This window comes from Protaetiibacter mangrovi, from assembly GCF_024752305.1.
Lineage (GTDB): Bacteria > Actinomycetota > Actinomycetes > Actinomycetales > Microbacteriaceae > Homoserinibacter > Homoserinibacter mangrovi.
In genome coordinates this window covers 24,992-50,575 of the sequence record NZ_JANTHX010000004.1, presented here as the reverse complement: position 1 = coordinate 50,575, position 25,584 = coordinate 24,992, and the positions used below count along the sequence as shown (strand labels likewise).

29 protein-coding genes are annotated in these 25,584 nt (G+C 73.4%); 18 read left to right on the top strand and 11 right to left on the bottom strand.

Annotation, left to right across the window (positions count from 1 at the left end; translation table 11 throughout):
- Positions 1 to 90: 90 nt before the first annotated feature.
- The 3 genes from NUH29_RS02425 to NUH29_RS02415 are packed head-to-tail and all read left to right on the top strand — an operon-like array spanning position 91 to position 3,034.
- Positions 91 to 723 carry a TetR family transcriptional regulator gene (locus NUH29_RS02425; protein WP_258797324.1) on the top strand — a complete coding sequence of 211 codons (633 nt, stop codon included), beginning with the start codon at positions 91 to 93 and terminating at the stop codon, positions 721 to 723.
- Positions 720 to 1,310: a hypothetical protein gene (locus NUH29_RS02420; protein ID WP_258797322.1), complete on the top strand. Its 591-nt coding sequence runs from the start codon at positions 720 to 722 to the stop codon at positions 1,308 to 1,310. Before NUH29_RS02425 ends, NUH29_RS02420 begins: the two co-directional genes overlap by 4 nt.
- Positions 1,307 to 3,034 carry a YhgE/Pip family protein gene (locus tag NUH29_RS02415; RefSeq protein WP_258797321.1) on the top strand — a complete coding sequence of 576 codons (1,728 nt, stop codon included), beginning with the start codon at positions 1,307 to 1,309 and terminating at the stop codon, positions 3,032 to 3,034. The genes NUH29_RS02420 and NUH29_RS02415 overlap by 4 nt, the downstream gene beginning before the upstream one ends.
- Before the next feature lie 82 nt (positions 3,035 to 3,116).
- Here NUH29_RS02415 and NUH29_RS02410 read toward each other — a convergent pair whose 3' ends face one another.
- Positions 3,117 to 3,740: a TrmH family RNA methyltransferase gene (locus NUH29_RS02410; protein ID WP_258797320.1), complete on the bottom strand. Its 624-nt coding sequence runs from the start codon at positions 3,738 to 3,740 to the stop codon at positions 3,117 to 3,119.
- A gap of 95 nt (positions 3,741 to 3,835) precedes the next feature.
- Between NUH29_RS02410 and NUH29_RS02405 the strand changes: the two genes are divergently transcribed.
- Genes NUH29_RS02405 through NUH29_RS02390 form a run of 4 tightly spaced genes read left to right on the top strand, consistent with a single transcriptional unit; the run spans position 3,836 to position 6,385 of the window.
- Positions 3,836 to 4,192, top strand: a complete 357-nt coding sequence (locus NUH29_RS02405; RefSeq protein ID WP_258797874.1) for an ArsR/SmtB family transcription factor — start codon at positions 3,836 to 3,838, stop codon at positions 4,190 to 4,192.
- Positions 4,189 to 4,662 carry an SRPBCC family protein gene (locus tag NUH29_RS02400; protein WP_258797319.1) on the top strand — a complete coding sequence of 158 codons (474 nt, stop codon included), beginning with the start codon at positions 4,189 to 4,191 and terminating at the stop codon, positions 4,660 to 4,662. The genes NUH29_RS02405 and NUH29_RS02400 overlap by 4 nt, the downstream gene beginning before the upstream one ends.
- Positions 4,663 to 4,697: 35 nt before the next feature.
- Complete coding sequence (locus NUH29_RS02395; RefSeq protein ID WP_258797318.1) at positions 4,698 to 5,603, top strand: DNA-methyltransferase; 906 nt, start codon at positions 4,698 to 4,700, stop codon at positions 5,601 to 5,603.
- Positions 5,600 to 6,385, top strand: coding sequence for an HAD-IIA family hydrolase (locus tag NUH29_RS02390; RefSeq protein WP_258797317.1), 786 nt, complete (start codon positions 5,600 to 5,602; stop codon positions 6,383 to 6,385). Before NUH29_RS02395 ends, NUH29_RS02390 begins: the two co-directional genes overlap by 4 nt.
- A 1-nt stretch (position 6,386) precedes the next feature.
- Here the strand turns inward: NUH29_RS02390 and NUH29_RS02385 are convergent, their stop codons facing one another.
- Together NUH29_RS02385 and pyrE are read right to left on the bottom strand one after the other, a co-directional pair.
- Positions 6,387 to 7,865 (bottom strand): septum formation family protein, encoded by a 1,479-nt coding sequence (locus NUH29_RS02385; RefSeq protein ID WP_258797315.1) that lies wholly within the window; start codon positions 7,863 to 7,865, stop codon positions 6,387 to 6,389.
- Positions 7,866 to 7,874: 9 nt separating this feature from the next.
- The gene (gene pyrE / locus NUH29_RS02380) at positions 7,875 to 8,429 is read right to left on the bottom strand and encodes an orotate phosphoribosyltransferase (protein WP_258797314.1); all 555 of its coding nucleotides are present in this window, start codon (positions 8,427 to 8,429) and stop codon (positions 7,875 to 7,877) included.
- Between the two features lie 55 nt (positions 8,430 to 8,484).
- Here pyrE and NUH29_RS02375 point away from each other — a divergent pair, with 55 nt between their 5' ends.
- Both NUH29_RS02375 and NUH29_RS02370 read left to right on the top strand, forming a co-directional pair.
- Positions 8,485 to 9,324 carry an exodeoxyribonuclease III gene (locus NUH29_RS02375; protein ID WP_258797313.1) on the top strand — a complete coding sequence of 280 codons (840 nt, stop codon included), beginning with the start codon at positions 8,485 to 8,487 and terminating at the stop codon, positions 9,322 to 9,324.
- Between the two features lie 32 nt (positions 9,325 to 9,356).
- Positions 9,357 to 10,178 carry an alpha/beta fold hydrolase gene (locus tag NUH29_RS02370; protein ID WP_258797312.1) on the top strand — a complete coding sequence of 274 codons (822 nt, stop codon included), beginning with the start codon at positions 9,357 to 9,359 and terminating at the stop codon, positions 10,176 to 10,178.
- Here NUH29_RS02370 and NUH29_RS02365 read toward each other — a convergent pair whose 3' ends face one another.
- Complete coding sequence (locus tag NUH29_RS02365) at positions 10,179 to 11,102, bottom strand: AEC family transporter (protein ID WP_258797311.1); 924 nt, start codon at positions 11,100 to 11,102, stop codon at positions 10,179 to 10,181. It abuts the gene before it with no gap.
- 121 nt (positions 11,103 to 11,223) lie between these two features.
- On the opposite strand from NUH29_RS02365, the gene NUH29_RS02360 reads away from it, so the two are divergent.
- Positions 11,224 to 12,606, top strand: a complete 1,383-nt coding sequence (locus NUH29_RS02360) for a DUF6421 family protein (protein WP_258797310.1) — start codon at positions 11,224 to 11,226, stop codon at positions 12,604 to 12,606.
- A complete protein-coding gene (locus NUH29_RS02355) occupies positions 12,603 to 13,196 on the top strand; it encodes an NAD-dependent epimerase/dehydratase family protein (RefSeq protein WP_258797309.1) in 594 nt (197 codons plus the stop codon). The genes NUH29_RS02360 and NUH29_RS02355 overlap by 4 nt, the downstream gene beginning before the upstream one ends.
- On the opposite strand, the gene NUH29_RS02350 is transcribed toward NUH29_RS02355, so the two are convergent.
- The gene (locus NUH29_RS02350; RefSeq protein ID WP_258797308.1) at positions 13,171 to 14,055 is read right to left on the bottom strand and encodes a hypothetical protein; all 885 of its coding nucleotides are present in this window, start codon (positions 14,053 to 14,055) and stop codon (positions 13,171 to 13,173) included. The two genes, NUH29_RS02355 and NUH29_RS02350, sit on opposite strands and share 26 nt — an antisense overlap.
- 96 nt (positions 14,056 to 14,151) lie before the next feature.
- Positions 14,152 to 14,553, bottom strand: a complete 402-nt coding sequence (locus NUH29_RS02345) for an Rv1352/Rv1906c domain-containing protein (RefSeq protein WP_258797307.1) — start codon at positions 14,551 to 14,553, stop codon at positions 14,152 to 14,154.
- A gap of 135 nt (positions 14,554 to 14,688) precedes the next feature.
- On the opposite strand from NUH29_RS02345, the gene NUH29_RS02340 reads away from it, so the two are divergent.
- Both NUH29_RS02340 and NUH29_RS02335 read left to right on the top strand, forming a co-directional pair.
- On the top strand, positions 14,689 to 16,323 hold the full coding sequence (locus NUH29_RS02340) for a LuxR C-terminal-related transcriptional regulator (RefSeq protein ID WP_258797306.1): 1,635 nt from the start codon (positions 14,689 to 14,691) through the stop codon (positions 16,321 to 16,323).
- A 4-nt stretch (positions 16,324 to 16,327) separates the two neighbouring features.
- The gene (locus tag NUH29_RS02335; RefSeq protein WP_258797305.1) at positions 16,328 to 17,875 is read left to right on the top strand and encodes a phytoene desaturase family protein; all 1,548 of its coding nucleotides are present in this window, start codon (positions 16,328 to 16,330) and stop codon (positions 17,873 to 17,875) included.
- 12 nt (positions 17,876 to 17,887) lie between these two features.
- On the opposite strand, the gene NUH29_RS02330 is transcribed toward NUH29_RS02335, so the two are convergent.
- Positions 17,888 to 18,298: a MarR family winged helix-turn-helix transcriptional regulator gene (locus tag NUH29_RS02330; RefSeq protein WP_258797304.1), complete on the bottom strand. Its 411-nt coding sequence runs from the start codon at positions 18,296 to 18,298 to the stop codon at positions 17,888 to 17,890.
- 72 nt (positions 18,299 to 18,370) lie between these two features.
- Between NUH29_RS02330 and NUH29_RS02325 the strand changes: the two genes are divergently transcribed.
- On the top strand, positions 18,371 to 19,306 hold the full coding sequence (locus NUH29_RS02325; RefSeq protein ID WP_258797303.1) for a quinone oxidoreductase family protein: 936 nt from the start codon (positions 18,371 to 18,373) through the stop codon (positions 19,304 to 19,306).
- A 31-nt stretch (positions 19,307 to 19,337) separates the two neighbouring features.
- Here NUH29_RS02325 and NUH29_RS02320 read toward each other — a convergent pair whose 3' ends face one another.
- The 4 genes from NUH29_RS02320 to NUH29_RS02305 form a co-directional block, all read right to left on the bottom strand.
- Entirely contained in the window at positions 19,338 to 19,895 is a 558-nt protein-coding gene (locus NUH29_RS02320; RefSeq protein WP_258797302.1) for an acyl-CoA thioesterase, read from the bottom strand.
- Positions 19,896 to 19,966: 71 nt separating this feature from the next.
- Positions 19,967 to 20,875 carry a DNA-3-methyladenine glycosylase family protein gene (locus tag NUH29_RS02315; protein ID WP_258797301.1) on the bottom strand — a complete coding sequence of 303 codons (909 nt, stop codon included), beginning with the start codon at positions 20,873 to 20,875 and terminating at the stop codon, positions 19,967 to 19,969.
- A 111-nt stretch (positions 20,876 to 20,986) separates the two neighbouring features.
- Positions 20,987 to 21,250, bottom strand: coding sequence for a DUF4190 domain-containing protein (locus tag NUH29_RS02310; RefSeq protein ID WP_258797300.1), 264 nt, complete (start codon positions 21,248 to 21,250; stop codon positions 20,987 to 20,989).
- Positions 21,251 to 21,288: 38 nt separating this feature from the next.
- Positions 21,289 to 21,609 (bottom strand): DUF4190 domain-containing protein, encoded by a 321-nt coding sequence (locus tag NUH29_RS02305; RefSeq protein ID WP_258797299.1) that lies wholly within the window; start codon positions 21,607 to 21,609, stop codon positions 21,289 to 21,291.
- A gap of 113 nt (positions 21,610 to 21,722) precedes the next feature.
- Here NUH29_RS02305 and NUH29_RS02300 point away from each other — a divergent pair, with 113 nt between their 5' ends.
- From NUH29_RS02300 to NUH29_RS02285, 4 genes are read left to right on the top strand one after another with little or no spacing between them, the layout of a single operon-like run.
- Complete coding sequence (locus tag NUH29_RS02300) at positions 21,723 to 22,748, top strand: 6-phosphofructokinase (protein WP_258797298.1); 1,026 nt, start codon at positions 21,723 to 21,725, stop codon at positions 22,746 to 22,748.
- An 8-nt stretch (positions 22,749 to 22,756) separates the two neighbouring features.
- Positions 22,757 to 24,133 (top strand): serine hydrolase domain-containing protein, encoded by a 1,377-nt coding sequence (locus NUH29_RS02295; protein WP_258797297.1) that lies wholly within the window; start codon positions 22,757 to 22,759, stop codon positions 24,131 to 24,133.
- 9 nt (positions 24,134 to 24,142) lie between these two features.
- The gene (locus tag NUH29_RS02290; protein WP_258797296.1) at positions 24,143 to 25,120 is read left to right on the top strand and encodes an MDR family oxidoreductase; all 978 of its coding nucleotides are present in this window, start codon (positions 24,143 to 24,145) and stop codon (positions 25,118 to 25,120) included.
- Between the two features lie 5 nt (positions 25,121 to 25,125).
- Complete coding sequence (locus NUH29_RS02285) at positions 25,126 to 25,530, top strand: DUF1304 domain-containing protein (RefSeq protein WP_258797295.1); 405 nt, start codon at positions 25,126 to 25,128, stop codon at positions 25,528 to 25,530.
- Positions 25,531 to 25,584: the final 54 nt, after the last annotated feature.

Below are 25,584 nucleotides of genomic sequence, written 5' to 3'. Positions count from 1 at the left end.
CGGGTCGGCCCGACCTCTTCCGAGGCGCCGCACTCTGGGAGGTGGGTGAAAAGTGCACACTGGTGTGCAGTTTAGGCGTAGCATCGCGACGTGACCCCGAACCCGGACCCGCCCGCCCGCAGCCGCCGACGCGACGCCGAGGCGAACCGCATCGCGCTGCTCGACGCCGCGGGCGCCGTGCTCAACCGCGACCCCGACGCATCCCTCGACACGATCGCCACCGAGGCGGGGCTCAGCCGCCGCGCGCTCTACGGGCACTTCGCGACCCGCGAGGAGCTCATCCACGCGCTCCTCACCCGCGGTGTGGCCCGCGTGCTGCAGGCGGTCGAGCGCGTCGAGCATCCGGACCCGCCGACGCTGCTCGCCCTGATCGGCGTCACGCTCTGGCGCGAGGTCGAGGCCGTGAGGGTCATGGCGCAGTTCACGGTGCGGGGCCCCTTCCAGCACGAGCTCGCCTTCGCGCTGACCCCGCTGCGCGACCGCGTGCGGCACGCGGTGACCGTCGGCCGCGCGACGGGCCGCATCCGCGACGACATCGACGCCGACGTGCTCGCGCGGCTCGTCGAGGGCGCCGTGCTGTCGGTGCTCGACGAGGCCACCCGCTCGCGGATCGACGTTCCGACGGGCGAGCGCCTGGTCGCCCTCTCGGTGCTCGCGCTGCTCGGGCTCGGCGCGGCCGATGCCCGCGCGCTCATCGACGCCACCCCGGAACTGCACTCGTGAAGGTCGAGCTGAGCGGCGTGAACAAGGGCGCCGCACTCCCCGCGGCGAGCCTCGAGTTCTCGAGCGGAGAGCTCGTGCTCGCCGAGGCGGAGACCGCCGAGCGACCCACCGTGCTCGGACTGATCGCGAGCGGACGGATGCGGCCGGCGGGCGGCACCGTGCGCATCGACGGCGAGGCCGACACGGCCCGCATCCGGCGCGAGGTCGCCCTGGTCGACGCTCCGTCGGTGAGCGAGCCGCCGGCCGGGGTCGCGCTCGCGGCGGTCGTGGCGGAGGAGCTCATGTTCGCGGGACGCTGGCCGTCGCGACCCGCCGTGCGGCGCACCCTCGACGAGCTCGGCGCCGCCGCCGACGCGAGCACCCGCATGGCCGACCTCGCCCCGGCGACGCGGGTGCGCGTGCTGAGCGAGCTCGCCCTGCTGCGTCCGGGCGTCACCGGCATCGTCGTCGTCGCGCCGGACCGGCACGGCGGGGAGCCCGCCTCCTGGCGTGCCCACCTCTCCGCGATCGCCGAGCGCGGCGTCGCGGTGCTCGCGATCGTCGGCCGCCCGGCGATGGCCGCGCTCGAGCCCTGGAGCGCCGAATGAAGATCCGCGCCATGATCCAGGCCGAGCTGCGCCGCCTCACGGCCACGCCGATGGCCGTCGTCGCCCTGCTCGCGCTCTGCATCGTGCCGGTGCTCTACGGCGGGCTGTACCTCTGGGCGAACCAGGATCCCTACGGCAGCTTCGACCGCATCCCCGTCGCCCTGGTGAACGCCGACGACGGCGGCGAACAGGACGGCGAGCGCGTCGTCGTGGGCGACGACGTGGCCGCCGGGCTGCTCGACTCCGCGACCTTCGACTGGCACGAGGTGTCGGCGGCGGACGCCGCAGACGGACTCGCGACCTCGCGCTACGACTTCGCGGTGACGATCCCCGCCGACTTCACCGAGACCCTCCTGTCGGTCTCCGGCGACGACCCCCGGCAGGCGCAGATCGAGCTCGCGACCAACGACGCCAACAGCTACCTCGCCACCACGATCGGCAAGCAGGCCGCCCAGGCGATGCTCGTGAGCATCACGCAGCAGGTGACCGCCGAGGCGGCGCAGCAGCTGCTCGACGGCATCGCCGACATCCGGGCGGGGGTCGCGGATGCGGCGGACGGCGCGGCGCAGCTCGCCGCCGGCACCTCCACGGCGTCGGCGGGCGCGTCCGATCTCGCCGCCGGCACCGCTCAGCTGGCGGACGGCGCCGCCCAGGTGGCCGACGGCAATGCGCAGCTCGCGGCGCAGGCGGACCAGCTGGGGGCCGCCGCGCAGCGCCTCGACGCGCAGCTGCCGGCAGCACGCGCCGCGATCGCCGACGCCCTCGCGGCGCAGGGGTTGTCGCAGGATCGGATCGACGAGGTGCTGGCACGGCTCGACCCGGTCGCGAGCGCCGCCGACGCGGCGAACGCGAAGGTGCAGGCGACGGTGGGGCGGATCGACCAGCTGGCCGAGGGCGCACGGCAGGTGGCGGACGGGGCGGCGTCCGCGGCATCCGGTGCGACCTCACTCGCCGACGGCGTGGCGCAGCTCGACGACGGCGCGCAGGAGTTGCGCGACGGGCTCGCCGAGGGGCTCGCCGACATCCCGGATGCCGACGCGGCGACGCGCGACGCGCAGGCCGACGTGATCGCCGACCCGGTGGCTCTCGAGACCTCGAACGTGGCGTCGGCCGACAGCTACGGCGCGGGACTCGCGCCCTTCTTCGCGGCGCTCGCCGCGTGGATCGGCATGTACGCGCTGTTCCTCATCGTGAAGCCGGTGTCGCGCCGCGCGATCACGGCGCTGCACTCGCCGATCAAGATCACGGTCGCCGGCTGGCTCACCCCCGGCGTGCTCGGGATGCTGCAGATGGCGGCGCTGTTCGGCGTCATCACGCTCGCCCTCGGCTTCACGGTGGCGCAGCCGTGGGGTGCGTTCGGGATCCTGGCGCTCGCCTCGCTGTGCTTCGCGGCCATCATCCTGGCCCTCAACGTGTGGCTCGGGTCGGTCGGCCAGTTCCTCGGCCTCGTGCTGATGGTGCTGCAGCTCGTGACGGCGGGCGGCACGTTCCCCTGGCAGACCCTGCCCGGTCCGCTCGCGGCGCTCCACCACGTGCTGCCGATGGGCTACGCGGTCGACGCGTTCCGGCAGTTCATGTACGGCGGCGACGTGGCGCGCGCCGGGCTCGACGCGCTCGTGCTCGGGGCGTGGCTGCTCGTCGGCCTGCTGGTGGCGGCGATCGGCGTGACCCGCATGACCCACTTCCGCACCCTGCGCGACCTGGAGCCGAGCCTCATCGGCTGAACCCGAGCCCGCGAGAGTACGCGCTTCTGCGTACTCTCAGACGCGAGAGCCCGCAGATGTGCGTACTCTCGCGGCCCGAGGGTCAGTGGCGCGCGTGGCGGCGGATCCACTCGTGCATGACGATCGCGGCCGCGGCCGCCGCGTTGATCGAACGGGTGGAGCCGAACTGGCGGATCTCGACGTGGGCGTCGGCCGCCGCGAGCGCGGCATCCGTGAGGCCGGGGCCCTCCTGGCCGAACAGCAGGATGCAGCGCTCCGGCATGGCGAAGGACTCGACGGGAACGGCCCCCGGGGTGTTGTCGACCGTCACGATGGGCAGCCCGCGCTCGCGCGCCCACGCCACCAGGTCGTCGATCGTCGGATGCTGCACGAGGTGCTGGTAGCGGTCGGTCACCATCGCGCCGCGACGGTTCCAGCGCCGGTGCCCGACGATGTGCACGGCCTCGGCCGCGAAGGCGTTGGCGGTGCGCACGATCGAGCCGATGTTGAGGTCGTGCTGCCAGTTCTCGATCGCGACGTGGAACGGATGCCGCCGCGCGTCGAGGTCGGCCACGATCGCCTCGAGCCGCCAGTAGCGGTAGCGGTCGACGACGTTGCGGGTGTCGCCGTGCGCCAGCAGTTCGGGGTCGTAGCGCGGGTCGTCGGGCCACGCGCCCGGCCACGGCCCCACGCCGACCGGCGCGCGATCCGTCTCGTCGGCGTCCACGCTCAGAGGCTACGGGTTGACGGATGCGGAACACGTGTCTATCTTTATTCAACAGATCGGTTGATCAATGATATAGTTGAATAGTGGATCACGAGATGGACACCGAGGAGCAGCTGAACCGGGCGTTCCTGGCGCTCGGCGACCCGGTGCGACGGGCGATCGTCGCCCGGCTCAGCCGGGGCGCGGCGACGGTCAACGAGCTCGCGGAGCCCTTCGACATCAGCCTCCAGGCGGTGTCGAAGCACATCCAGGTGCTCGAGCAGGCCGGGCTCGTGTCGCGCACCCGCGACGCGCAGCGCCGACCCGTGCACCTGGAGGCCGCCCGACTCGAGCGGCTCACGGCGTGGATCGACACCTACCGCCTGGCGGCGGAGCAGCGGTTCCGTGCCCTCGACGCCCTCCTCGCATCCACCGACGGCGGCGCAGCCGCCACAGAGGAGAAGAAGCAATGAGCAACGCACTGACGGTCACGGCGCCCGAGGGGCTGCCGTTCGTCGACTTCGAGCGCGAGTTCGACGCGCCCGTCGCCGCCGTGTTCGAGGCCCACCGCGATCCCGCCCTGGTGGCGCAGTGGATGGGCCCGAACGGCTACGAGGCCGACATGCAGGAGTGGGACTTCCGCTCTGGTGGCGCGTGGGCCTACGTGCACCGCGACCCCTCCGGCAACGAGTTCGGCTTCCGCGGCACCTTCCACACGATCCGCGAGAACGAGCTCGCCATCCAGACCTTCGAGTTCCTCGGCGCACCCGACATGGTCAGCATCGAGACCGCCGAGTTCATCGACCTCGGCGACGGCCGCACCCGCATCCGGGGGCACGCCGTCTACCCGAGCGTCGAGGTGCGCGACGCGATCGTCGAGCACGGCATGGAGACCGGCATGCGCGAGGGCTACGAGCGGCTGGAGGGTCTCGTCGCGGCGTGAGCGGATGGCGCGGTCCGGACTGTTAATCTCGGCCCATGCCCGCCGCCGACACCTGGGGTCCGGGTTCGTGGGATGCCACGAGCCCGGACACCGTCCTGTTCGGCGACAACCTCCGGATCGCGCGAGCCCTCCCGGATGAGAGCTTCCGCCTGGTCTACCTCGACCCCCCGTTCAACACGGGCCGCGCCCAGCGCCACCGCGCGGTGCAGACGGTCCGCGACGCCGAAGGCGACCGCACGGGCTACGGCGGTGAGCGGTACCGCACCGTCATCCGCACCCTCTACGGGTACGACGACCGCTTCGAGGACTACTGGGCCTTCCTCGAACCGCGGCTCGCGGAGGCGTGGCGACTGCTGGATCGGCGCGGCACCCTCTACCTGCACCTCGACTACCGCGAGGCGCACTACGCGAAGGTCGCCCTCGATGCGCTGTTCGGGCGCGACTGCTTCCTCAACGAGATCGTCTGGGCCTACGACTACGGCGGCAAGTCGAACCGTCGCTGGCCGGCCAAGCACGACACGATCCTCGTCTACGTGAAGGATCCCGCCGGCTACTACTTCGACAACGAGAGCGTCGACCGCGAACCGTACATGGCGCCCGGGCTCGTCACCCCCGAGAAGGCGGCGCGCGGCAAGCTGCCCACCGACGTCTGGTGGCACACGATCGTGACGACCAACGGCGCGGAGCGCACCGGCTACCCCACCCAGAAGCCGGAGGGGGTGCTGCGTCGCATCGTCCAGGCCTCGAGCGCCCCGGGCGACGCTGTGCTCGACCTGTTCGCGGGATCCGGCACCACCGGCGCCGTCGCCTCCGCTCTCGGTCGGCGCTTCCTGCTCGTCGATGCGAACCCGGATGCCGTCGAGGTGATGCGCGCGCGGCTGCCGCACGCCCGGGTCCTCCACGCCGCGCCCCCGGTCGCCGCCGATACGCTGGGCGCATGAACACGCGCCACGAGGCCCGCCCCCACATCGAGAGCTGGCTGACCGACATGGACGGCGTGCTCGTCCACGAGAACCAGCCGCTGCCTGGCGCCCCCGAGCTCATCCACCAGTGGGTCGAGTCGGGCACCCCGTTCCTCGTGCTCACCAACAACTCGATCTTCACGCCACGCGACCTCGCCGCCCGGCTGCGCGCGTCCGGGCTCGAGGTTCCCGAGGAGCGCATCTGGACCTCGGCGCTCGCGACGGCCGAGTTCTGCAAGAGCCAGATCCCCGGCGGCTCGGCGTTCGTCATCGGCGAGGCGGGCCTCACCACGGCGCTGCACGAGGCCGGCTTCGTGATGACCGAGACGCGCCCCGACTACGTCGTCGTCGGCGAGACCCGCAACTACTCCTTCGAGGCGATCACCAAGGCGATCCGCCTCATCAACGACGGGGCGCGGTTCATCGCGACGAACCCGGATGCGACGGGGCCCTCATCCGACGGCGTGCTCCCCGCGACGGGCGCGATCGCGGCGCTCATCACGAAGGCGACGGGCAAGGACCCCTACGTGGTCGGCAAGCCGAACCCGATGATGTTCCGGTCGGCGATGAACAAGATCAGCGCGCACTCCGAGACCACCGCCATGATCGGCGACCGCATGGACACGGATGTCGTCGCGGGCATCGAGGCGGGCCTGCACACCGTGCTGGTGCTCACCGGCATCAGCGACCAGGCCGAGATCGAGCGCTACCCGTTCCGGCCCTCCGAGATCCTGAACGGCGTGCACGAGCTGCTGCCGTAGTTCACCCGGCGGGGGGCGCCTGCGGCACCGCGAGGGAGCCGGTGAGCGGCTCACCCGACGACCGGCTCACGAAGCAGTAGTAGGTGCGGTCGCCCGCATCCCACTCCTCCTCGTTAGCGGGGTAGGTGCCCTGGAACTGCGCGTCGCTGTACTGGCCGGCGGCGGCGAGGTCGACCACGCCGGGTGCCGTGCACAGCAGCGACATCTGCCCCTGCAGCGCCTCGGTGCCGGGGAACGGGTCGTCGCTCGGATCGTCGTCGGTCGCCGCCAAGGTGCCCCGGTAGACGAGCTGCGCCGGATGCGGGGCGGCGCAGTCCACGACCGTGAACTCCTCCGCCCACGGGTCGTCGAAGGGGTCGAGGCACTCGCCCCCGAGCAGCGCGTCCCACGCCCAGACCCCGGGGGCGACCGGTCCGGCGGGCAGCACGGTCGGTGTCGGGGTCGGTGTGGGCGTGGCGCTCGGGGTGGGGGTCGGCGTCGGCTCCGCGGTGAGGGCCGGCAGACGCGTGCCGAGCAGGAAGAGCGCGACGAGCGCCAGCAGCGCCACGAGCCCGCCCGCGACGCCGAGCAGCACCTTCTGGGCCCGGCTGACGCCTGCCCGCTCGACGGGGTCGCCGCCGGTCTCCACGGGGACGGCCGCCGGGGCGCCGCGCGGATCCGGCTCGGCGTCGTAGTCGCGGAACCGGTCCTCGCCGAAGAGGGTCTCGAGCGCGGAGGTGGTGCCCGCATCCTGGGCGATCGCCGACGCGCCGAGCAGCTCGGTCGCCGCCACGTCGGCTGCGGCGGGTGCCGGGAACACGGGAGGAGGAGTCGGGGCCGCAGCCTCGGACGGCACGGCGTCGATCAGCTGGGTCGGCTGCTCCCAGCTCGGGGCGTCGCCGGCGTCGGGGGCGACCTCGGGCAGCCGCGCGGTCTCGAAGGGCATCGGGGCGGGCGGCGGCGCCGCGGGCGGTGCGGCCCCGTCGATCCCGGGCACGAGCGGCGGGGGCGCCCATGCGGCGGGCTCGGGTGCCGCAGGTTCCACGAGCGCGGGCGGGACCGGAGGCGCGGATGCGGGCGGGGGCGCCACCGGCGGAAGCGTCGAGGGTGCGGCGGGGGGAACCGAGGGCGGCGTCGGGGGACCGACAGGGGCGGCCGTGCCGGGCCGCAGACCCCAGGCGAAGCCGCCCTCCGCACCCGGCGGCGCAGCAGGCGGCGCAGCAGGCGGCGCGGTCGGCGGCGCGGTCGGCGGGGACGCGGGGGGCGCCGTCGGCGCCGGGGGGACAGGCGCGGGCGACCAGGCGGGCGGCGGGGTCGGCTGCACTGGGGGTACGGGCGGGGCCGTCGGCTGCGCCGGGGGCACGGTCCCGAAGGGGTTCACGAGCGGAGGCGGGGGTGCCGTCGCGGGCGGGACGGTGGTCGGCTCGTCGTCGCTGCCGAACTGGGCGGCGAGCCAATCGCTCGCGGACTGCTCGTCGTCGTCGCGGGGTCGATCGTTCATCGGGTGCGGTTACTGCGGCTCGAGCCCGAGGTCGGCGAGACGGATGGCCGCGAGGTACGGGTACCCGGCCGCCTCGATGCGCTCCTGCGCTTCGGTGGCCCGGTCGACGACGACGGCGACGGCGGCGATCTCGGCGCCGACCTTCTCGAGCGCCTCGATCGCCTTGAGCGGCGAGCCGCCGGTGGTCGAGGTGTCCTCGAGCACGATCACGCGCCTGCCCTCGACATCCGGGCCCTCGACCTGCCGACCGCGACCGTGGTCCTTGGGCTCCTTGCGCACGACGAAGGCGTCGTACGTCAGGCCGCGCGCGGCACCCTGGTGCAGCACGGCCGCCGCCACCGGGTCGGCGCCCATGGTGAGCCCGCCGACGGCGTCGACATCCGGAACCTGGGCGATCAGGTCGACCATGACCTGTCCGATGAGCGGGGCGACGCGGTGGTCGAGGCTGACCTTGCGCAGGTCGATGTAGTAGCTGGCCTTCTTGCCGCTCGTGAGGGTGAAGTCGCCGTGGAAGACGGCCTCGTTCGAGATGTACTCGATGAGCTGGGTGCGGGCGTCGGTCACGGCCCCCAGCCTAGGGCGCACGGTGGGGATCGGGCGTCCCCGCTAGCGTTGCTGCATGCGCATCGCGACCTGGAACATCAACTCGATCCGCAGTCGCCACGCGCGCGCGCTCGACTGGATGGTGCGCGAAGACGTCGACGTCGTCGCGTTCCAGGAGATCAAGTGCAAGCCGGAGCAGTTCCCGATGGAGGCCTTCGAGGAGGCCGGCTACGAGGTGGTGCTGCACGGCCTCAATCAGTGGAACGGCGTCGCGATCGCGTCGCGGCATCCGATCGAGGACGTCGCGGTCGGGTTCCCGGGGCAGCCGGGCTTCCTCAAGGGTCACGAGGGCACGGATGTGCCGATCGAGGCCCGCGCGATCGGCGCGACGATCGAGGGGCTGCGGCTGTGGAGCCTCTACGTGCCGAACGGCCGCGCGCTCGACGACCCGCACTACGGCTACAAGCTCGACTGGCTGGCCACGCTCGCGGCCGACGTGCACGACTGGCTCGCCGCGGAGCCCGAGCTGCCGCTCGCTCTCATGGGCGACTTCAACATCGCCCCGCTCGACTCCGACGTCGGCGACCCCACCTTCGTGCCGGGCGTCTCGACCCACATCTCGCCCCCCGAGCGCACGGCGTTCAGCGCGTTCGAGAAGGCGGGACTCGCGGATGTGGTGCGCCCGATCCGCCCGGAGGGCTTCACCTACTGGGACTACAAGCAGCTGCGCTTCCCCCGCAACGAGGGGCTCCGCATCGACTTCATCCTCGGATCGCAGCCGTTCGCCGACCGCGTGGTCGACGCGTCGATCCACCGCGAGGAGCGCAAGGGCGACGGCCCGAGCGACCACGTGCCGGTCGTGGTCGACCTCGACCTCGGCGCCGAGGACGACGACGACCGCCCGATGATCTTCTAGGCCGCGGGGCTCATCCGGCCTAGCCTGGGGGCGTGCCCCCCACCGTGACCGTCCCGGGGGCGACGCTCGGATACGACGTCGCCGGGCCCGAGGGTGCGCCCGCGATCCTGTTCGTGCACGCGGGCGTCGCGACGCGGGCCATGTGGGATCCGCAGTTCGAGGCCCTCGCCGCCGACCACCGCGTCGTGCGCTACGACACCCGCGGCTACGGCGAGTCACCCGGCGAGGATGCGCCGTACGCCGAGGCCGACGATCTGATCGCGGTGCTCGACGCCGCGGGGATCGACCGCGCCGTGCTCGTGGGCGCCTCGCGCGGGGGGAAGTTCGCCCTCGACGCGACGCTCGCGCATCCGGAGCGCGTCTCGGGTCTCGTGACGATCGGATCGAATCCGAGCGGCCAGAGCTACGAGGGCATCGAGTACACGCAGAGCGAGCTCGACCTCGAGGCCGCGATGGACGAGGCCGAGGGCGCGCGCGACGTCGACGCGCTCGTGCGCATCGAGGTGCAGCTGTGGGATGTCGGCCCCGAGCGCGACGCCGACGAGGTGGCGCCCGAGTTCCTGGCCCGCGCCATCGAGCTCAACGTCGGCGCGGCCCACTGGGACTTCCAGGGCGAGGCGCAGCGCCCGGAGCGGCTCGCGATCGACCACCTCGGCGAGGTCGCGGTGCCGACGCTCGTGGTGATCGGCGACCACGACGTGACGGATGCGAAGGTCGCCGCCGAGATCCTGCTCGCCGGCATCCCGGGGGCCGAGGAGGCGCGCTTCGCCGACTCGGCGCACCTGCCGAGCGTGGAGCACCCGGAGCGGTTCACGGCGATCCTGCGCGACTGGCTGGCCCGCCACTCCCTCTGATCAGGCGAACAGCAGCGCCGCCACCAGCACGATCACCGGCAGCGAGAGCAGGGTCGACAGCAGCACGGCATCCCGTGCGAGGGTTTCGCCGCGGCGGTAGCGGGTGGCGTAGTTGAACACGTTCTGCGCCGTCGGGAGGGCGGCGAGCACGACCGCGACGAACAGCGCGTGACCCTCGAGCCCGAACAGGAAGCGCGCCGCCGCCCAGGCGACGAGCGGCATCAGCACGAGCTTGAGCACGACCGCCAGCACCACGTCCCGGCGCGAGCCCGGATGCTCGAGCAGACGGCGCCCGTGCAGCGACATGCCGAAGTTGATGAGGATGATCGGCACCGCGGCCGCCCCGACCAGCTCGAACGGCGCGAGCACCGGCGCAGGCAGCTCGACGCCGGTGAGCGCGACGACGAGGCCGAGCACCGAGCCGACGATGAGCGGGTTCCGCAGCGGCTGGCTGAGGATGCGCCCGAGCGACGCCTTCCCGGATGTCGTCACGTCGAGCACGGTCAGCGCGACGGGTGCGAACACGATGAGCTGCAGCAGGATGACGGGCGCGGATGCCGCCGCGTCGCCGACGACGTACGCCGCCACCGGGATGCCGATGTTGTTGGCGTTGAGATACCCGGATGCGAGGGCGCCGATGGTCGCCTCGGGCACCTTCCGGCGCCACACCGCGAGCGCCACGGCGAGGAAGATCGCCATCGGCACGACCGCCGCGATCGCCGCGATCGGCAGCTGCCGGGAGAACAGGGCGTGCAGGTCGGCCTCCGCGAGCACCGTGAACAGCAGCGCGGGCGAGAGCACGAAGAACGCGAGTCGGCTGAGCACCTGGTGCGCTTCCGGTCCGATCACGCCGAACCGGGCGATGACGTAGCCGGTGAGGATGACGACGGCGATGATCGCGAACCCGATCAGCACCCCACCCACGCGCTCAGCCTAGGAGCAGGTGATACCGTGCGCGAATCCTGCGTCGACGCAACGATCGAGCGCCGATGGCAACCCTCCGCACAATGATCCTGCCTAGGCTCGAAGGCGAGAGGAGGCGCACATGACCACGATCGCCACATCCCCGTCCATCATCGGAGAACCGGAGGTCGTCGAGGACGCCTCCACCGCCGAGCGCAGCGCCGCCTGGCTGCAGCTCAAGGCCGCGGCCGTCGCCCTCGGCGAGCTGCAGGAGAAGGACGGCTCGATCCCGGATGACGCCCACCACGATGCGGCGCGCGGCCACGTCGCCGCGATCGTCGCCGGCATCCGGGCGCTCGCTCCCGCGTTCCCGCACGACGCCGCCTACCTCGCGGCGCTGCCGGGCGACTTCGCCCGCTGGGAGGCCGCCGGCTTCGGCGTGCCCGACTTCCTCGACTCGCTCGTCGCGTTCGCGCCCGCCGACCACCGCGTCGACGGGCTGCGCCACCTGGTCGTGTTCCCGATGTACACGCAGAACGGCTCGCCCGACCGGCACGTCGAGGCGCTCATCGTCGAGGTGATCTGGCCGGAGTTCATCGCGCGGCTCGAGGAGCGCTACACGAACAGGCTGTTCGTCTCGCTGCGCTTCGTCGACTTCACGCCCGGCTACGACACCAATTCGGCCGTGCTGTTCCCCGAGACCGTGTCGATGCGCGAGATCCCGCCGTTCACCTGGGGGGCGATCTTCCAGGACCGCGAGGCCGCCCGCTTCCGCCGGGTGGTCGACGCCGCCGCCGAGATCACGAAGCTCGAGCTGCTGCCGAGCCAGCGCCTGCTGCTCGACGAGCAGTCGCTCGCCGAGGAGGTCTTCGTGATGTGGGACCTCATCCACGATCGCTCGCACATGCGCGGCGACCTGCCGTTCGACCCGTTCATGATCAAGCAGCGCATGCCGTTCTTCCTCTACTCGCTCGAGGAGCTGCGCTGCGACCTGACCGCGTTCCGGGAGTGCGTGGCGCTCGCCGCCGACGAGGGCGCCGACGAGCGCACCCGCGACCGCGCGGTGCACGTGCAGCACGCGATCCTGTTCGACCGCATCTTCCGCTTCCCGCTGACCGGGTCGCGGGTGCGCAACTACGACGGCCTCGGCGGGCAGCTGCTGTTCGCCTGGCTGCACCAGCGCGGAGTGCTGCACTGGACCGACACGCAGCTCGCGTTCGACTGGGACCAGGTGCCCCAGGCCGTCATCGCCCTCTCGGACGCGATCGACGAGCTGTACTGGCGCTCGATCGACCGCCCCAAGACGGCGCACTGGCTGGCCGCCTACGAGCTCGTGCGCGGCACGCTCGCCCCGAACCCAGCATCCGCCTGGGCCCGCGGCCTGCCCGACGAGGTGCTCGCGGGCGCCCCGAAGGGCTACACCGACGCCGTGCTCGACGACGAGTTCCCGCTCTCGATGTTCTACGAGGCGCTCGGCAAGAAGATGGTCGACGTGATCGAGTCGACGAAGGGCATCACCGGGTGATCGTGGTCGTGACGGGTGCCACGGGCGCGGCCGGCCGGGCCGTGTGCGCCCGGCTCGGCGAGCGCGGCGACACCGTGATCGCCGTGGGCACGGATGCGGGTCGCCTGTCGGGGGTGGACGCCGACGAGCGCCGCGTCGCCGACCTCACCGACCCGGATGCGGTGCGCGCCCTGGCCGCGGACCTCGGTCGGGTCGACGCCGTGCTGCACCTCGTGGGCGGCTGGAAGCCGGGGGACAGCCCCGAGGCCGACGCGTGGCTGCGGCCCCGACTGGTCGACACCCTGGCGAACGTCGTCGAGGCGTTCGAGCCGGCGCTCGCCGCATCCGAGGGGCGGCTCGCGATCGTCAGCTCCACCGCGGTGCGCCCCGACGACGAGCAGGCGAGCTCCTATGCGCGCGCGAAGGCAGAGGCGGAGGAGCTCGTCGCGGAGCTGGGCGACCGGCTGGCCGTCGACGGCGGCGCGGCGACGGTGTTCGTGATCGGCTCGCTCGGCGAGGAGGGGACCCCTGCGGCCGTCCTCGCCGAGCGTCTCTCGGCGTGGCTCGCCGCCGACGCCGACGCGGTCAACGGCGCGCGGCTGACCGTCTGACCCGGCGCCGACCGAGCGCCATCGCGGCCACGCCCGCGAGCAGCAGCACCAGATCGACCGCTCCGAGCGCGACCAGTTCGTCCGAGCCGGTGGCGGCGAGTTCCGCGGCGGGCGCCGCCGCGGGCGGTGCGGCAGGGGGATCCACGACGGCTGCGGCCACCGCGTAGTCGACGTACCGCGACGACGGGTACGCGACGCTCGGGGTGCTGACCCCGCAGGCGACGCGCACCTCGGCGGTGTCGCCGTCGGAGTAGCCGAGGGTCGACGGCGTCGCGAGCGGGTAGTCGCCGGCTCCGGTGTACGCCACGAAGGTCGACGACAGCTCGGCGTCGTCCAGGTAGTGGGTGATGTAGAGGGTGTCGGCGGCCGTGGCGCCGCAGTCCACGGTCACGACGAGCGCCGTGTCCGGATCGACGCTCGCCGGCGTCGAGAGCGTCTGCCCGAAGTCGGGGAACGTGTAGTCGACGGCATCCGTGGCGAGCTCGCCTCCGCCTCCGGAGCAGGTGAGGGCGTAGTGGCCCGTCACGCCGTAGGCGTCCGGGATCGTGTACGCGCTCAGGAAGTAGCCGTCGGCGAAGGTGCCGTCGGACGGATCGAGGGTGGGCGCGAGGTTGAGCGAATGCGCACCCTCCGCATCCGTCCAGCTGAGCTGCACCAGCACGGCGTCGGTGCCGCTCGGGCATTCGCCGCTGATGTCGGTCGCCGCGGTCTCGACCGTGGGGTCGCTGGAGTCGACGACGAGCGTCGCCGTCCCGTCGGAGGTGAAGGCGGATGCCGGGGCGGCCGCGGCGGCGAGCAGGACGACCGCGAGGGCGGTCGCGAGGGCGGCACGGGTGATGCCGGAGCGGACGGGATGCACGCGGGACTCCTTCGGGTGGGCGCACGGGTGGCGCGGCACGAGCCTAGGAATCGGTCGACGCGGCGGGTACTGCGGAACCGGGCTATTCGCCCCGGCTCACTCGAACTGCTCCCAGTCGGGGCAGCCGCTCGTCTCGAAGGTGACCGCCTCGGGGATGTCGGTGATGAAGACGTAGGCGCCCTGGTCCTCGAAGCTCGCCGCGCCGTCGGCGTCGAGGATCGCCCAGGTGCAGCCCGCGGGCTGCTCGGCGGGTTCGCCGTGCAGCTGGTAGCCGCCGTAGGGGATGTCGGCGGGGATCGCGTACGTGCCGGTCCCCGGCAGCACCATCAGCTCGCCGCCGGTCGAGCCGTCGGTGCCCTCCGAGCTCGTGTCGCCGACGCCCGCGTCGCCGCCGCCCCCTCCGGCCGAGTCCATCGGGGTGCAGGCGGCGAGCGCGAGCGCCAGCAGTGCGGCCGCGACGAGCGGAACGGTCCGCAGAGCGAATCGGGTTCGGGGCACGGTGTTCCTCCTCGGGCGGTCGACGCCTCACGGTAGAGGCGCCGCCGCGGGTCACGCATGGAGGTTTCGGCCTATTCACGCGCAGCCGACGCCGTCGCGCCCCGACGGCCCGGGGTCGGGCGTTAGCGTGATCGCGTGGAGCGCGGGGAGCGCCTGGATCGGGTGCTGCGGCAGGTGATGGGCGACGACGTGTCCGTGGACGCCGGTCTGGGCGACGACCCGGATCCGTTCTGTCTCGGCCTCGAGGCGCTGCGGCTGTTCTGGAGCTGCGACCACGCCGGATGCGCCCGGCTCGCGGCGCGCGCCCTCGCGGCGGCCGACGATCCGGACGCGCGCGCCCTCGCCCGCGCCGTCGCCGGCCTCGCGGTCGCCGTCTGGGTTCCCGGCATCCGCGACCCGGCTCTGCGCGACCCGTCGGGCGTCGATCCGATCGACGCCGCGCTGGCCGACCCCGCACCGCTGAGCCCCGGGTTCGATCCGGTCGTGCGCGCGCTGCTCGCCGAGGCCGCCCTCGCGAACGCACGCGTCGACGTCGCGGCGCGACTGCTCGACGTCGACGACGGCCCGCCCGCCGCGCTGCTGGGCGGTCCGCACCCGTTCCTCACCTTCGTGCGGGCGCTCTGGGCGCGGGTCGCCGCGTTCGAGGGCGAGATCACCCGCGCCGAGCAGTTCGTGGGGCTCGCGGTCGGCGAGGCCCGCACCGAACGCGAGACGCTGTTCGCCTCGGCGTGCGCGGCTCTCGTGCGCGGCAACGCCGACCTCCGTCTCGAGACCCGGGAGCTCGCCGACCGCGCCGAGCGCATGCCGCCGAGCGACACCCTGGCCCGCGGGGTGCTCGTCCTCGCGGCGTACGGGGTGCTCGCCATCGGGGAGTCCGAACGCGCCTCCCGTCTGCTGCTGCTCGGCGGGGGCGACGCCGATCTCAGCCGGCTGCGCATCATCGACCGCGCCCTCGGCCTCGAGACCCTGCTGACCGCCGCGCTCGATGCAGGCGACCAGGATGCGGCCGAGTCCTGGCTGGCGCGGCTGGCGGCCCTCGCCGAGCATCCCGTCTCCGCACCCAGCTACCACCGCGCGGTGAGCCGGGTGCGGCTGGCCGCGGGAGACGCGGATGCCGCCCTCGCCGCCGCCGAGCGCGCGCTGCGCGATGCGCGGGTCGAGGGGCGCGCCATCGAGGCGGCGACCGCCGAGATCCTGCGGGCGGCCGCGCAGATCGCTCAGGACCGCCGGGGCGTGGCGGCGCGGGAGCTCGCCGCGCTGGTGTCGAGCTCGCAGGTGCGCGGGCACCTCGCGGTGCGCCGGTCGGCGGCGCGCGAGCTGCGGCGGGTGGGCCGCCGGTTGCCGCCTGCGGCCGCGAGCGGATGGGCGGGGTTGTCGCCGCGCGAACGCGAGGTCGCGATGTTGATGGCGAGCGGTGGCTCGAACGCCGCGATCGCCTCCCGGTTGTTCCTGTCGGAGCACACCGTGCGCATCCACGCCTCGCGGGTGCTGCAGGCGTTCGGTGTGGCGACGCGCGTCGGGGTGGCGGTGGCACTGGCGCCGATGCTCAGCCTCGACGAGCGGGCCGACGAACCGGCACCGCTCACCGCACGGCAGCGCGAGGTGCTCGCCGTGCTGGCGACCGGCGCCGGCAACCGGCAGATCGCCGCCGAGCTCGGGATCGCGGTCACGACCGTCGAGAAGCACGTCGCCGCGATCATGGAGCGCTGGGACGTCGACTCCCGTGGGGCGCTCGTCGCCCTCGCGGCGGGGGTGCGCGCCGTAGGGTGAGCGCATGAGCGACATGCGCGACGTGGTGATCGTCGGCGGGGGCCACAACGCGCTCGTCGCGGCCGCCTACCTCGCGGGAGCGGGCCGCAGCGTGACCGTGCTGGAGCGGCAGGGGCACCTCGGCGGGGCCGCGATCTCGGCGGAGGTGTTCGACGGGGTGGGCGCGCGGCTGTCGCGCTACTCGTACCTCGTGAGCCTGCTGCCGGAGCGCATCCGCCGCGAGCTGCGGCTCGAGCTCGAGCTGGCCCGGCGCCGGTACTCCTCGTACACCCCGCTGCCCGGGACGGACCGGGGGCTGCTCGTCGACACGGGCGATCCGGAGGCCACCGCGGCGGGCTTCGCGGCGGTGGGCGCCGCATCCGATCTGGCCGCCTGGGATGCGTTCGGCGCAGACACCTCCCGACTCGCCTCCGGGATCTGGCCGACCGTGACCGATCCGCTGCTGACCCGCTCGGAGGCCCGGAGAGCGGTCGGCGACGAGCGGGTGTGGGCGGAGCTCGTCGAGGCGCCGATCGGGCAGACCGTCGAGCGGCGGTTCGCCGACGACCTGGTGCGCGGCGTGGTGCTGACGGATGCGCTCATCGGCACCTTCGCCCCCGCGGTCGACCCGACCCTCGCCGCGAACCGCTGCTTCCTGTACCACGTGATCGGCGGCGGCACCGGGCACTGGGATGTGCCGGTGGGCGGCATGGGCGCCGTGACGGGGGCGCTCACCCGCGCCGCGCGGGCCGCCGGCGCGGAGCTCGTCACCGGTGCGGAGGTCACCGCGGTGAGCCCCGACGGCGAGGTCGTCTACCGCTCGGGCGACGAGGAGCGGCGGATCGCCGGCCGCGTCGTGCTGTCCGGGGTCGCCCCGCACGAACTGGCGCGCCTGCTCGGCGAGACGTCGGTGCGGCCGGAGGGCGCGCAGGTGAAGGTGAACCTGCTGCTGCGCAGGCTGCCACTGCTGCGAGACGCGTCGGTCGACCCGGCTGCGGCGTTCGCCGGCACCTTCCACGTGCACGAGGGCTTCGCCGCGCTCGATGCGGCCCACGCGGCCGCGAGCGCGGGGAGCGTGCCCGACCCGATCCCGCTCGAGAGCTACTGCCACTCGCTCACCGACCCCGGCATCCTGGCGCCCGAGCTGCGCGAGGCGGGCGCCCAGACCCTCACCGTGTTCGCGCTGCAGGTGCCCGACCGCCTGCTCGAGGGTCGCGACCCCGACGCGGCGCGCGCCGAGCTGCAGTCGGCGGTGCTGCGCTCGCTCGACTCGGTGCTCGACGAGCCGGTCGAGCAGCTGCTGTGGACGGATGCGCAGGGCCGCCCGTGCATCGAGACCGCCACCACGCGCGACCTCGAGGCGAGCCTGCGGATGCCGGGCGGCAACATCTTCCACGGCCCGCTGTCGTGGCCGTGGGCGGAGGACGACGAGCCCCTCTCGACCCCCGCCGAGCGCTGGGGCGTGGCGACCGCGCACGAGCGCATCCTGCTCTGCGGCTCCGGTTCGCGCCGCGGCGGCGCCGTCTCGGGTCTCGGCGGCTATCACGCCGCGATGGCGGTGCTGGAGGGCTGAGGCCGCCGCGCGCTAGTCGAGCAGTGCCTCGAGTTCTGCGGCGAGACCGGCGCGCCGCGCCTCGGGCACACGGTCCAGCAGCGGCGCGAGTTCGGTGCTGAGCTGCGCGTAGATGCGCGCCGCGAGTTCGCGCCCTGCGGGGGTGATGTCGACGCGCACCGAGCGCCGATCGTCCGGATCCGGGTGTCGCGCGAGCAGTCCGCGCTGCGCTGCTCGATCGACGAGGCCCGACATGGTCGATCGATCGACGCCGACGCGGTCGGCGAGCTCGGCCATGCGTCGCCGATGGTCGCGCAGGATGCCGAGCACGCGCACGAGGGTGAGCGAGACGTCGTGTTCGGCGGCGATCCGCGTGAGAGCGCCAATCACCACGAAGGCGCTGTGGGCGAGGGTGTCGACCAGATCGTCTTCCGGCTCTGCCATGCGGCTATCTTGACATGAATGGGATTACCACCTAAAACTGATGGGGATTACCACCTAAATGAGGAGTCTCCCGTGCATGCCGCCGTCGTCACCTCCTTCGGTGCACCGCCCGCCTATCTCCCCCACCCCGACCCCGCCGTCGTGCGACCGGGAGAGCTTGTGGTCGACGTCGTCGCGGCGGCCCTGCATCCCCGCGTACGCTCGCAGGCCGACGGTTCGCACTACTCGAGCACCGGAACCCTGCCGCTCGTGCCGGGCATCGACGCGGTCGTGCGCGACGCATCCGGGGCCCTGCGCTACGCCCTCCTCGACGACACCGAACTCGGCACGATGGCGGAGCGCACCGTCGTCGAGGAACGCCGCAGCGTGCCGCTCCCGGCGAACGTCGACCCCGTCGCGGTCGCGGCGGCCATGAACCCGGTCATGTCGTCGTGGGTGGCGCTCCGCCGCCGCATCCGCCTTCCGCGGCGGGCGCGCGTCGCGGTGCTCGGCGCCACCGGCAACGCAGGACGGATGGCGATCCAGGTCGCGAAGCGCTTCGGCGCCCGCGAGGTGGTCGCGGTCGGCCGCACGCCCGAGCGCCTCGCAGCGGTCCGCCCTCTCGGGGCGGACCGGGTGTGCGCCTTCGACGAGCTCGGCGTCGCCGCGGCCGACGTCGACGTGGTGCTCGACTACGTCTGGGGGGACGCGACCGCCGCCGCGATGCGCGCCATGATCTCGGCCCGCGCCGACCGCGCCGCGCAGCTCACCTGGGTGCAGATCGGCTCCGTCGGAGGACTCGACGCCCCGTTGCCCTCCGCGGCCTTCAGGGCCGCCCGCCTGGAGGTGGTCGGCAGTGGCATCGGCGCGGTTCCCGCTCGCGACTTCGCGCGCGAGTTGCCCGCGATCGCGAAAGCCGTCTCGGCGGGCGACTTCGACATCCGGGCGCGTCCCGTGCCGCTGGCCGAGGTCGCAGGCGTGTGGGAGGCCTCGCGTGGCGGCGACGAGCGGATCGTCTTCCTCCCCTGACGTCGCCCGGTGGACGCTCTCGGCTGAGGCCTCAGTCCCACTCGGACGGGGCGGCGGCGCGCGTCGCGGGCAGGCGCACCCTGCCGGCCCAGTCGTGCAGCCAGGCGGGGATGGGGTGGGTCTCCGGGTCCATGCCGCTCACCTGCGAGAGCACGTCCATCGGCACGGTCCCGCCGCGGTCGAACACGAAGCGGCCCTGCACGTAGGCGCGCGCGTAGATCTCGCCGTCGACCACGAAGCGCTGCTCCAGGTACGCCGCCCGGTCGTCGAGTCCGAGGAACCGGGACTCGATCACGTACCGCTGGCCGAGCTGCAGCGACTTGCGGTAGGCGATCATCTGCGCGCCGACCACCGGATAGAAGCCGGCGTCGCGCATCCGCTTCCAGAGGCCCGTGCGCACGACCAGCTCCTGCCGGGCGTGATCGAGATTCGAGAGGTAGGCGCCGTTGTTCATGTGGCGCAGCTCGTCGAGGTCGCCCGGCATCACGCGCCGCGGCGAGGAGCAGACGTCGTAGATGTCGAGCGGGGGGAGCTTCGGCGCGCGCGTCGAGAGCCAGGCGAGACGGGAGAGGCGGCGGATGAATCCCACGCGGGCACGTTAGGTGATCCGTCAGCGGATGCGCCAGATCGCTGTCGGATGCCGACAACGCCGCCGCCCGGTCAGCGGGTGCGGTGCTCGGGGATCGCCAGCCGCGGGCCGTGCCGCTCGTAGCCGATGCCCGCCGCCTCGATGAGGCGCACGACGCGCTGCCGGTGCCCGCGCCACGGCTCGAGCAGCTCGAGCATGCCGTCGTCGTCGACCCGCCGCCCGATGAGAGCGGTTCCGACCCGCTTGCACAGGTGCAGATCGCCCACGCTCACCGCGTCGGGGTCGCCGTGGGAGCGCTGCACCGTCTCGGCGACCGTCCACGGGCCGATGCCGACCACGGTGCGCAGCCGCCGACCGGCCTCCGTCGACGACAGCACGGCGCCGCGCTCGAGCCCGTCGGCCACCGCGAACACGCGCATGAGGGTGTCCGACCGCTGCGGGCCGACCCCCGCGCGATGCCACTCCCACGACGGGATGCGGCGCCACACCGCCGCCGTCGGCACGACGCGCATGCCCAGCGGGGCCGGACCGGGGGCGGGTTCGCCGTGCCGGGTGACGAGGATGCGCCAGGCGGCCTTCGCCTCGATGCCGGTCACCTTCTGACCGAGCACGCTCGGCACGAGCGCCGCGAGAACCCGTCCCGTGCGGGTGAGGCGCAGGCCCGGCGTCTCGTGATGCAGGCGCGCGACCACCGGATGCCGGCCCGGTTCGAAGCCCGCGAGGTCGTCTCGCCGGCCGAGCAGGTCCGGGACGCCCGCGACGGCCTCCGCGGCGCCGTCGCCCCACGCCCGGGCCCGCACACCATCCGCACCCTCGGTCAGCAGCACCGTCGCGGTGCCGGTGGCGAGGCGCATGGTCAGCCACCAGCCGTCGGCGTCGCGCCGGATCGTCGGATCGGTGCCGCCCTGGGCGAGCGTGCCGACGAGGTGCCGCAGCGCGAGGCGGTGCGCGGGGGCGTAGCGGGTCTCGACGGGCTCCATCCGGCTCAGGCTAACCCGCGGCGCCGACGCGACGGCACCGACGCGACGGCACCGACGCCCGGGAACGGCGAAGGCCCGCACGGCGCACCGTGCGGGCCCTCGGGACGTGGCTCAGTAGCCGCTGTTGACCGCGGCGGCGATGATCACGATGTAGATGATCGTGAACACGATGCCGAGCGCGAGGAAGACGATGCCGAGGATGACACCGACCTTCGCCGGGGTGTTCTGGAACCCGGCGTTCTTCGACTGCGACAGCGCCACGGCGCTGAGGATGAGGCCGATGATGCCCGTGAAGAACACGAGCACGAGGCCGACGATGCCGAGGGTCTTGCCGGGGTAGTCGGTGCCGGCGGGCGCCTGCTGGAGGTTGGACATGCTGCTCCTTGAGTGGTGGTCGTGCGGGTTCGGGCTGGTCAGCTGCAGACGTACTGTCCGGGCGAGACCTCGGGGCAGTTGGCCACGATCGCGGCGAAGGCGACGCCCCAGATGATCCAGAAGACGATCCAGCCGACCGAGAAGATGATGCCGAGGATGAGACCCACCTTGGCGGGGGTGTTCTTGAATCCGGCCTTCTTCGACTGCGACAGCGCGACGGCGCTCAGGATGAGGCCGATGATGGCGGCGAAGAAGGTGACGATCAGGCCCACGATGCCGAGCGTCTTGCCCGGGTAGGTGGCCGGGGCGGCGGCGGGTGCGGGCTGCGCGGCGGGCGGAGGGGTGATGGGGTCGGTCATGACGCTCCTCGGAGATGGTGGTGGTTGGCGATCGGGGCGCCGATCACGCGAACTCTACCGTCCGGGGCCGCCGGCGGGAGAGCCGCACGCCGAAAACAGGGCATGATGGGCGGGTGAAGATCGGAATCCTCACCAGCGGCGGCGACTGCCCCGGACTCAACGCGGTCATCCGCGGCGCGGTCCTCAAGGGGCTGACCCAGCACGACGACATCGAGTTCGTCGGCATCAGGAACGGCTGGAAGGGCCTGGTCGACGCCGACATCCATCCGCTCGGGCGCCCGCAGGTGATGGGCATCTCGAAGCAGGGCGGCACGATCCTCGGCACCTCCCGCACCAACCCCTTCGAGTACGGGGGCGTTCCGCGCGTCAAGGAGGTCATGGCCGACTCGGGCATCGACGCGATCGTCGCCATCGGCGGCGAGGGCACGCTGGCCGCCGCGAAGCGCCTCACCGACGAGGGCATCCAGATCGTCGGCGTGCCGAAGACGGTCGACAACGATCTCTCGGCCACCGACTACACCTTCGGTTTCGACACCGCCGTGCAGATCGCCACCGAGGCGATGGACCGGCTGCGCACCACCGGCGACTCCCACAACCGGTGCATGGTCGCGGAGGTCATGGGTCGCCACGTCGGCTGGATCGCCCTGCACTCGGGCATGGCCTCCGGCGCGCACGCGATCCTCATCCCGGAGCGCAAGACGAGCATGGACGAGATCTGCGGATGGGTCGACTCGGCCCAGTCGCGCGGTCGCGCGCCCCTCATCGTGGTCGCCGAGGGCTTCAAGCTCGACACCATGGACGACGCGCATTCGGAGCGCGGCCTCGACGCGTTCGGACGCCCGCGGCTCGGCGGCATCGGCGACATGCTCGCCCCCGAGATCGAGGCCCGCACCGGCATCGAGACCCGCGCCACGACCCTCGGCCACATCCAGCGCGGCGGCACGCCGACGGCCTACGACCGGGTGCTCGCCACCCGCTACGGCATGGCCGTGGTCGACATCGTGCTCGCCGAGGAGTGGGGCAAGATGGTCGCGCTGCGCGGCACCCAGATCGTGACCGTCCCGTTCGAGGACGCGCTCGGCCGCCTGAAGACCGTGCCGCAGTCGCGCTACGACGAGGCCGCCATCCTGTTCGGCTGAACGCCGCGATGGATCATCACGTCGCCGACCTGCTGGCCGAGGCGCTCGGGCGCGAGCTGGAGCCCCGGATCGGTCCGACCGCCCCCGGACACGCGTGGGGCGTGTTCGACGGGGGGACGCTCGTCGAGGCGCACGGAGCGGGCGGGGCGGCGGCGGCGCCCGCGCGCGCCGCGTTCCGGATCGCGTCCTGCACGAAGAGCTTCACCGCCGCATCCGCTCTGCTGCTCGCCGATGAGGGGTCGCTCGACCTCGAGCAGCCCCTCGCCGAGGCGCTCGACGTTCCCCTGCGGATGATCGGCCGGCCCACGTCGGCACCGACTGTGCGCGACGCGCTCGCGATGCGGGCGGGGTTCCCGACCGACGACCCGTGGGGCGACCGCCAGGAGTCGCTCTCCGACGACGACTTCGCCGCGCTGCTGTCCGAGGGTGTGCGGATGGCGTGGCCCGCCGGCCGGCGCTACGAGTACTCGAACCTCGGCTACGCGATCGTCGGGCGCATCATCGCGCTGCGGGCCGGCATGCCGTACCGGCGCTTCGTCGAGACGCGGCTGCTCGCGCCGCTCGGCCTCCGCGGCACCGGCTACACGGAGGCCGTCGGCGACGCGGTCACCGGGTACCGTCCGGGCCCCGACGGCTGGGAGCCGCTGCCGTTCACCGGCCCGGGCGCGTTCTCCCCGATCGGCGGACTGTTCAGCACGGTGACCGACCTGGCCCGATGGTGCGGGGTGCTGAGCGGCGCGATCGACGTCGACGGGGTGCTGCCGGAGCGCCTCGCCGCGCGGATGCGGCGGCCCGAGACCCCCGTCGCGGGCGACCCGTCGGGCGACGGTCCGTGGCACGCCTACGGACTCGGGCTGGTGGTGCGCTCCGACGGCGCGGGGCGGCGTTTCGTCGGCCACAGCGGCGGCTACCCGGGCTTCACCACCCGCATGGAGTGGGAGCAGGGATCCGGGATCGGCGCCGTCGTCTTCGAGAACGCCACCTACACCGGGCTCACGCGCCCCGTCCACGCGGCGTTCGACGCCGCGCTCCCGGGCGGGACGGCCGCGGCGGCGCTCGACGCCCCCGAACCCCATCCGTGGCCCGAGACGGTCGACGCGGCCGAGCGCGTGCGCGCGGCGCTCGCCTCCGGCTCGCTCCCCGCCGCGGAGCTGCTCGACGACTGCGTCGACCTCGACGTCCCCCTCTCCCGCCGCGCCGCGAGACTCGCCGCCCTGCTCGACCGGATCGGCGGCGTCGACGAGCTGGGCGCCGTCGGCTACGCCGGCCCGGCTCGCGCCGACTGGGTGCTGCACGGCCCCCGCGGCGCCCTGCACTGCGGCATCCTGATGAGCCCACCCGCGGCCACCCGGGTGCAGAAGCTCGAGATCGAGCTCGCCACGTAGGCTCGACGCATGGTGCGCGCGCTGCAGGTGACCCGGTCGGACGAGGGCGTCGCGGTCGCCTTCGCGGAGGTCGACGAGAGCGACCTCGGCGACGGCGAGGTGCTGCTCGACGTGGCGTACTCGAGCCTCAACTTCAAGGACGGCCTCGCTCTGCGCGGTGACCGGGGGGTCGCCCGCATCTCGCCGCTCATCCCCGGCATCGACGTCGTCGGCACGGTCGTGTCGTCGAGCGACGCGCGCTGGTCGGCGGGCGACGAGGTGGTGCTGACGGGCGCCGGCCTCGGCGAAACCCGCAATGGTGGTTACTCCACGCGCGCCCGCGTGCCCTCGGACTCGCTCGTGCGCGTGCCGCCCGCCCTCGGCATGCGGCGCGCGGCCGCCATCGGCACGGCGGGCTTCACGGCGGCGCAGGCCGTGCTGGCGCTCGAGCACGCCGACATCCCCGACGGGGACGTCGCCGTCACCGGGGCGACCGGCGGTGTCGGATCCATCGCGGTGATGCTGCTGCACGCAGCCGGGCGCCGGGTGGTGGCGGCGACCGGCCACCCCGGGGATCGCGGCTACCTCGAGCGGCTCGGCGCCTCCGAGCTGCTCGACCGGGCCGAGCTGCAGCAGGCCGGCAAGCCGTTGCAGGCGAGCCGCTGGGCCGGAGCCGTCGACGTGGTCGGCGGCACGACCCTCGCCACGCTGCTCGCCCAGGCCCGCTACGGCGGCGCGGTCGCATCCTGCGGCCTCGTGGAGAGCCCCGAGCTGCCGACCACCGTCATGCCGTTCATCCTGCGCGGGGTCTCGCTGCTCGGCATCAACTCCGTCGAGGCGCCGCTCGTCGACCGCGACCGCGTGTGGGCGCGTCTCGCCCGCGACCTCGATCTCGCGCTGCTCGACAGCCTCACCACCGAGATCGCGCTCGACGAGGTGCCCGACCACGCCGGCCGCATCCTGGCCGGTGACACGCGGGGGCGCATCGCGGTGCGCGTGGCAGACTGACGGCCATGGACGTCGTCGCCATCGCAGGTTCGATCTTCGCCGGGATCGCCGCCGCGATCCACGTCTACATCTGGGTGCTCGAGAGCGTGCTCTGGACGCGCGAGTCGACGCGGCGCACCTTCGGGGTGCGCAGCGCCGAGGAGGCCGAGGCCCTGCGCCCGATGGCCTACAACCAGGGCTACTACAACCTGTTCCTGGCGCTCGGCGTCGCGGCGGGTCTCGTGCTGCTGTGGTCGGGGCTCGCGCTCGCCGGCATCGTGCTCGTGCTGTTCGCCTGCCTCAGCATGGTGCTCGCCGCCCTCGTGCTCATCAGCTCCAACCATCGGATGCTGCGCGCCGCGCTCGTGCAGGGCGCGGCCCCGCTCGTCGCCGTGGTGCTGCTCGGTGCGGCGCTGACGCAGCTCGCCTAGCCACCCATCCGCGAGCGCTACCGATATCGGCGAGCGCTCTCCGTCTATGGGTAG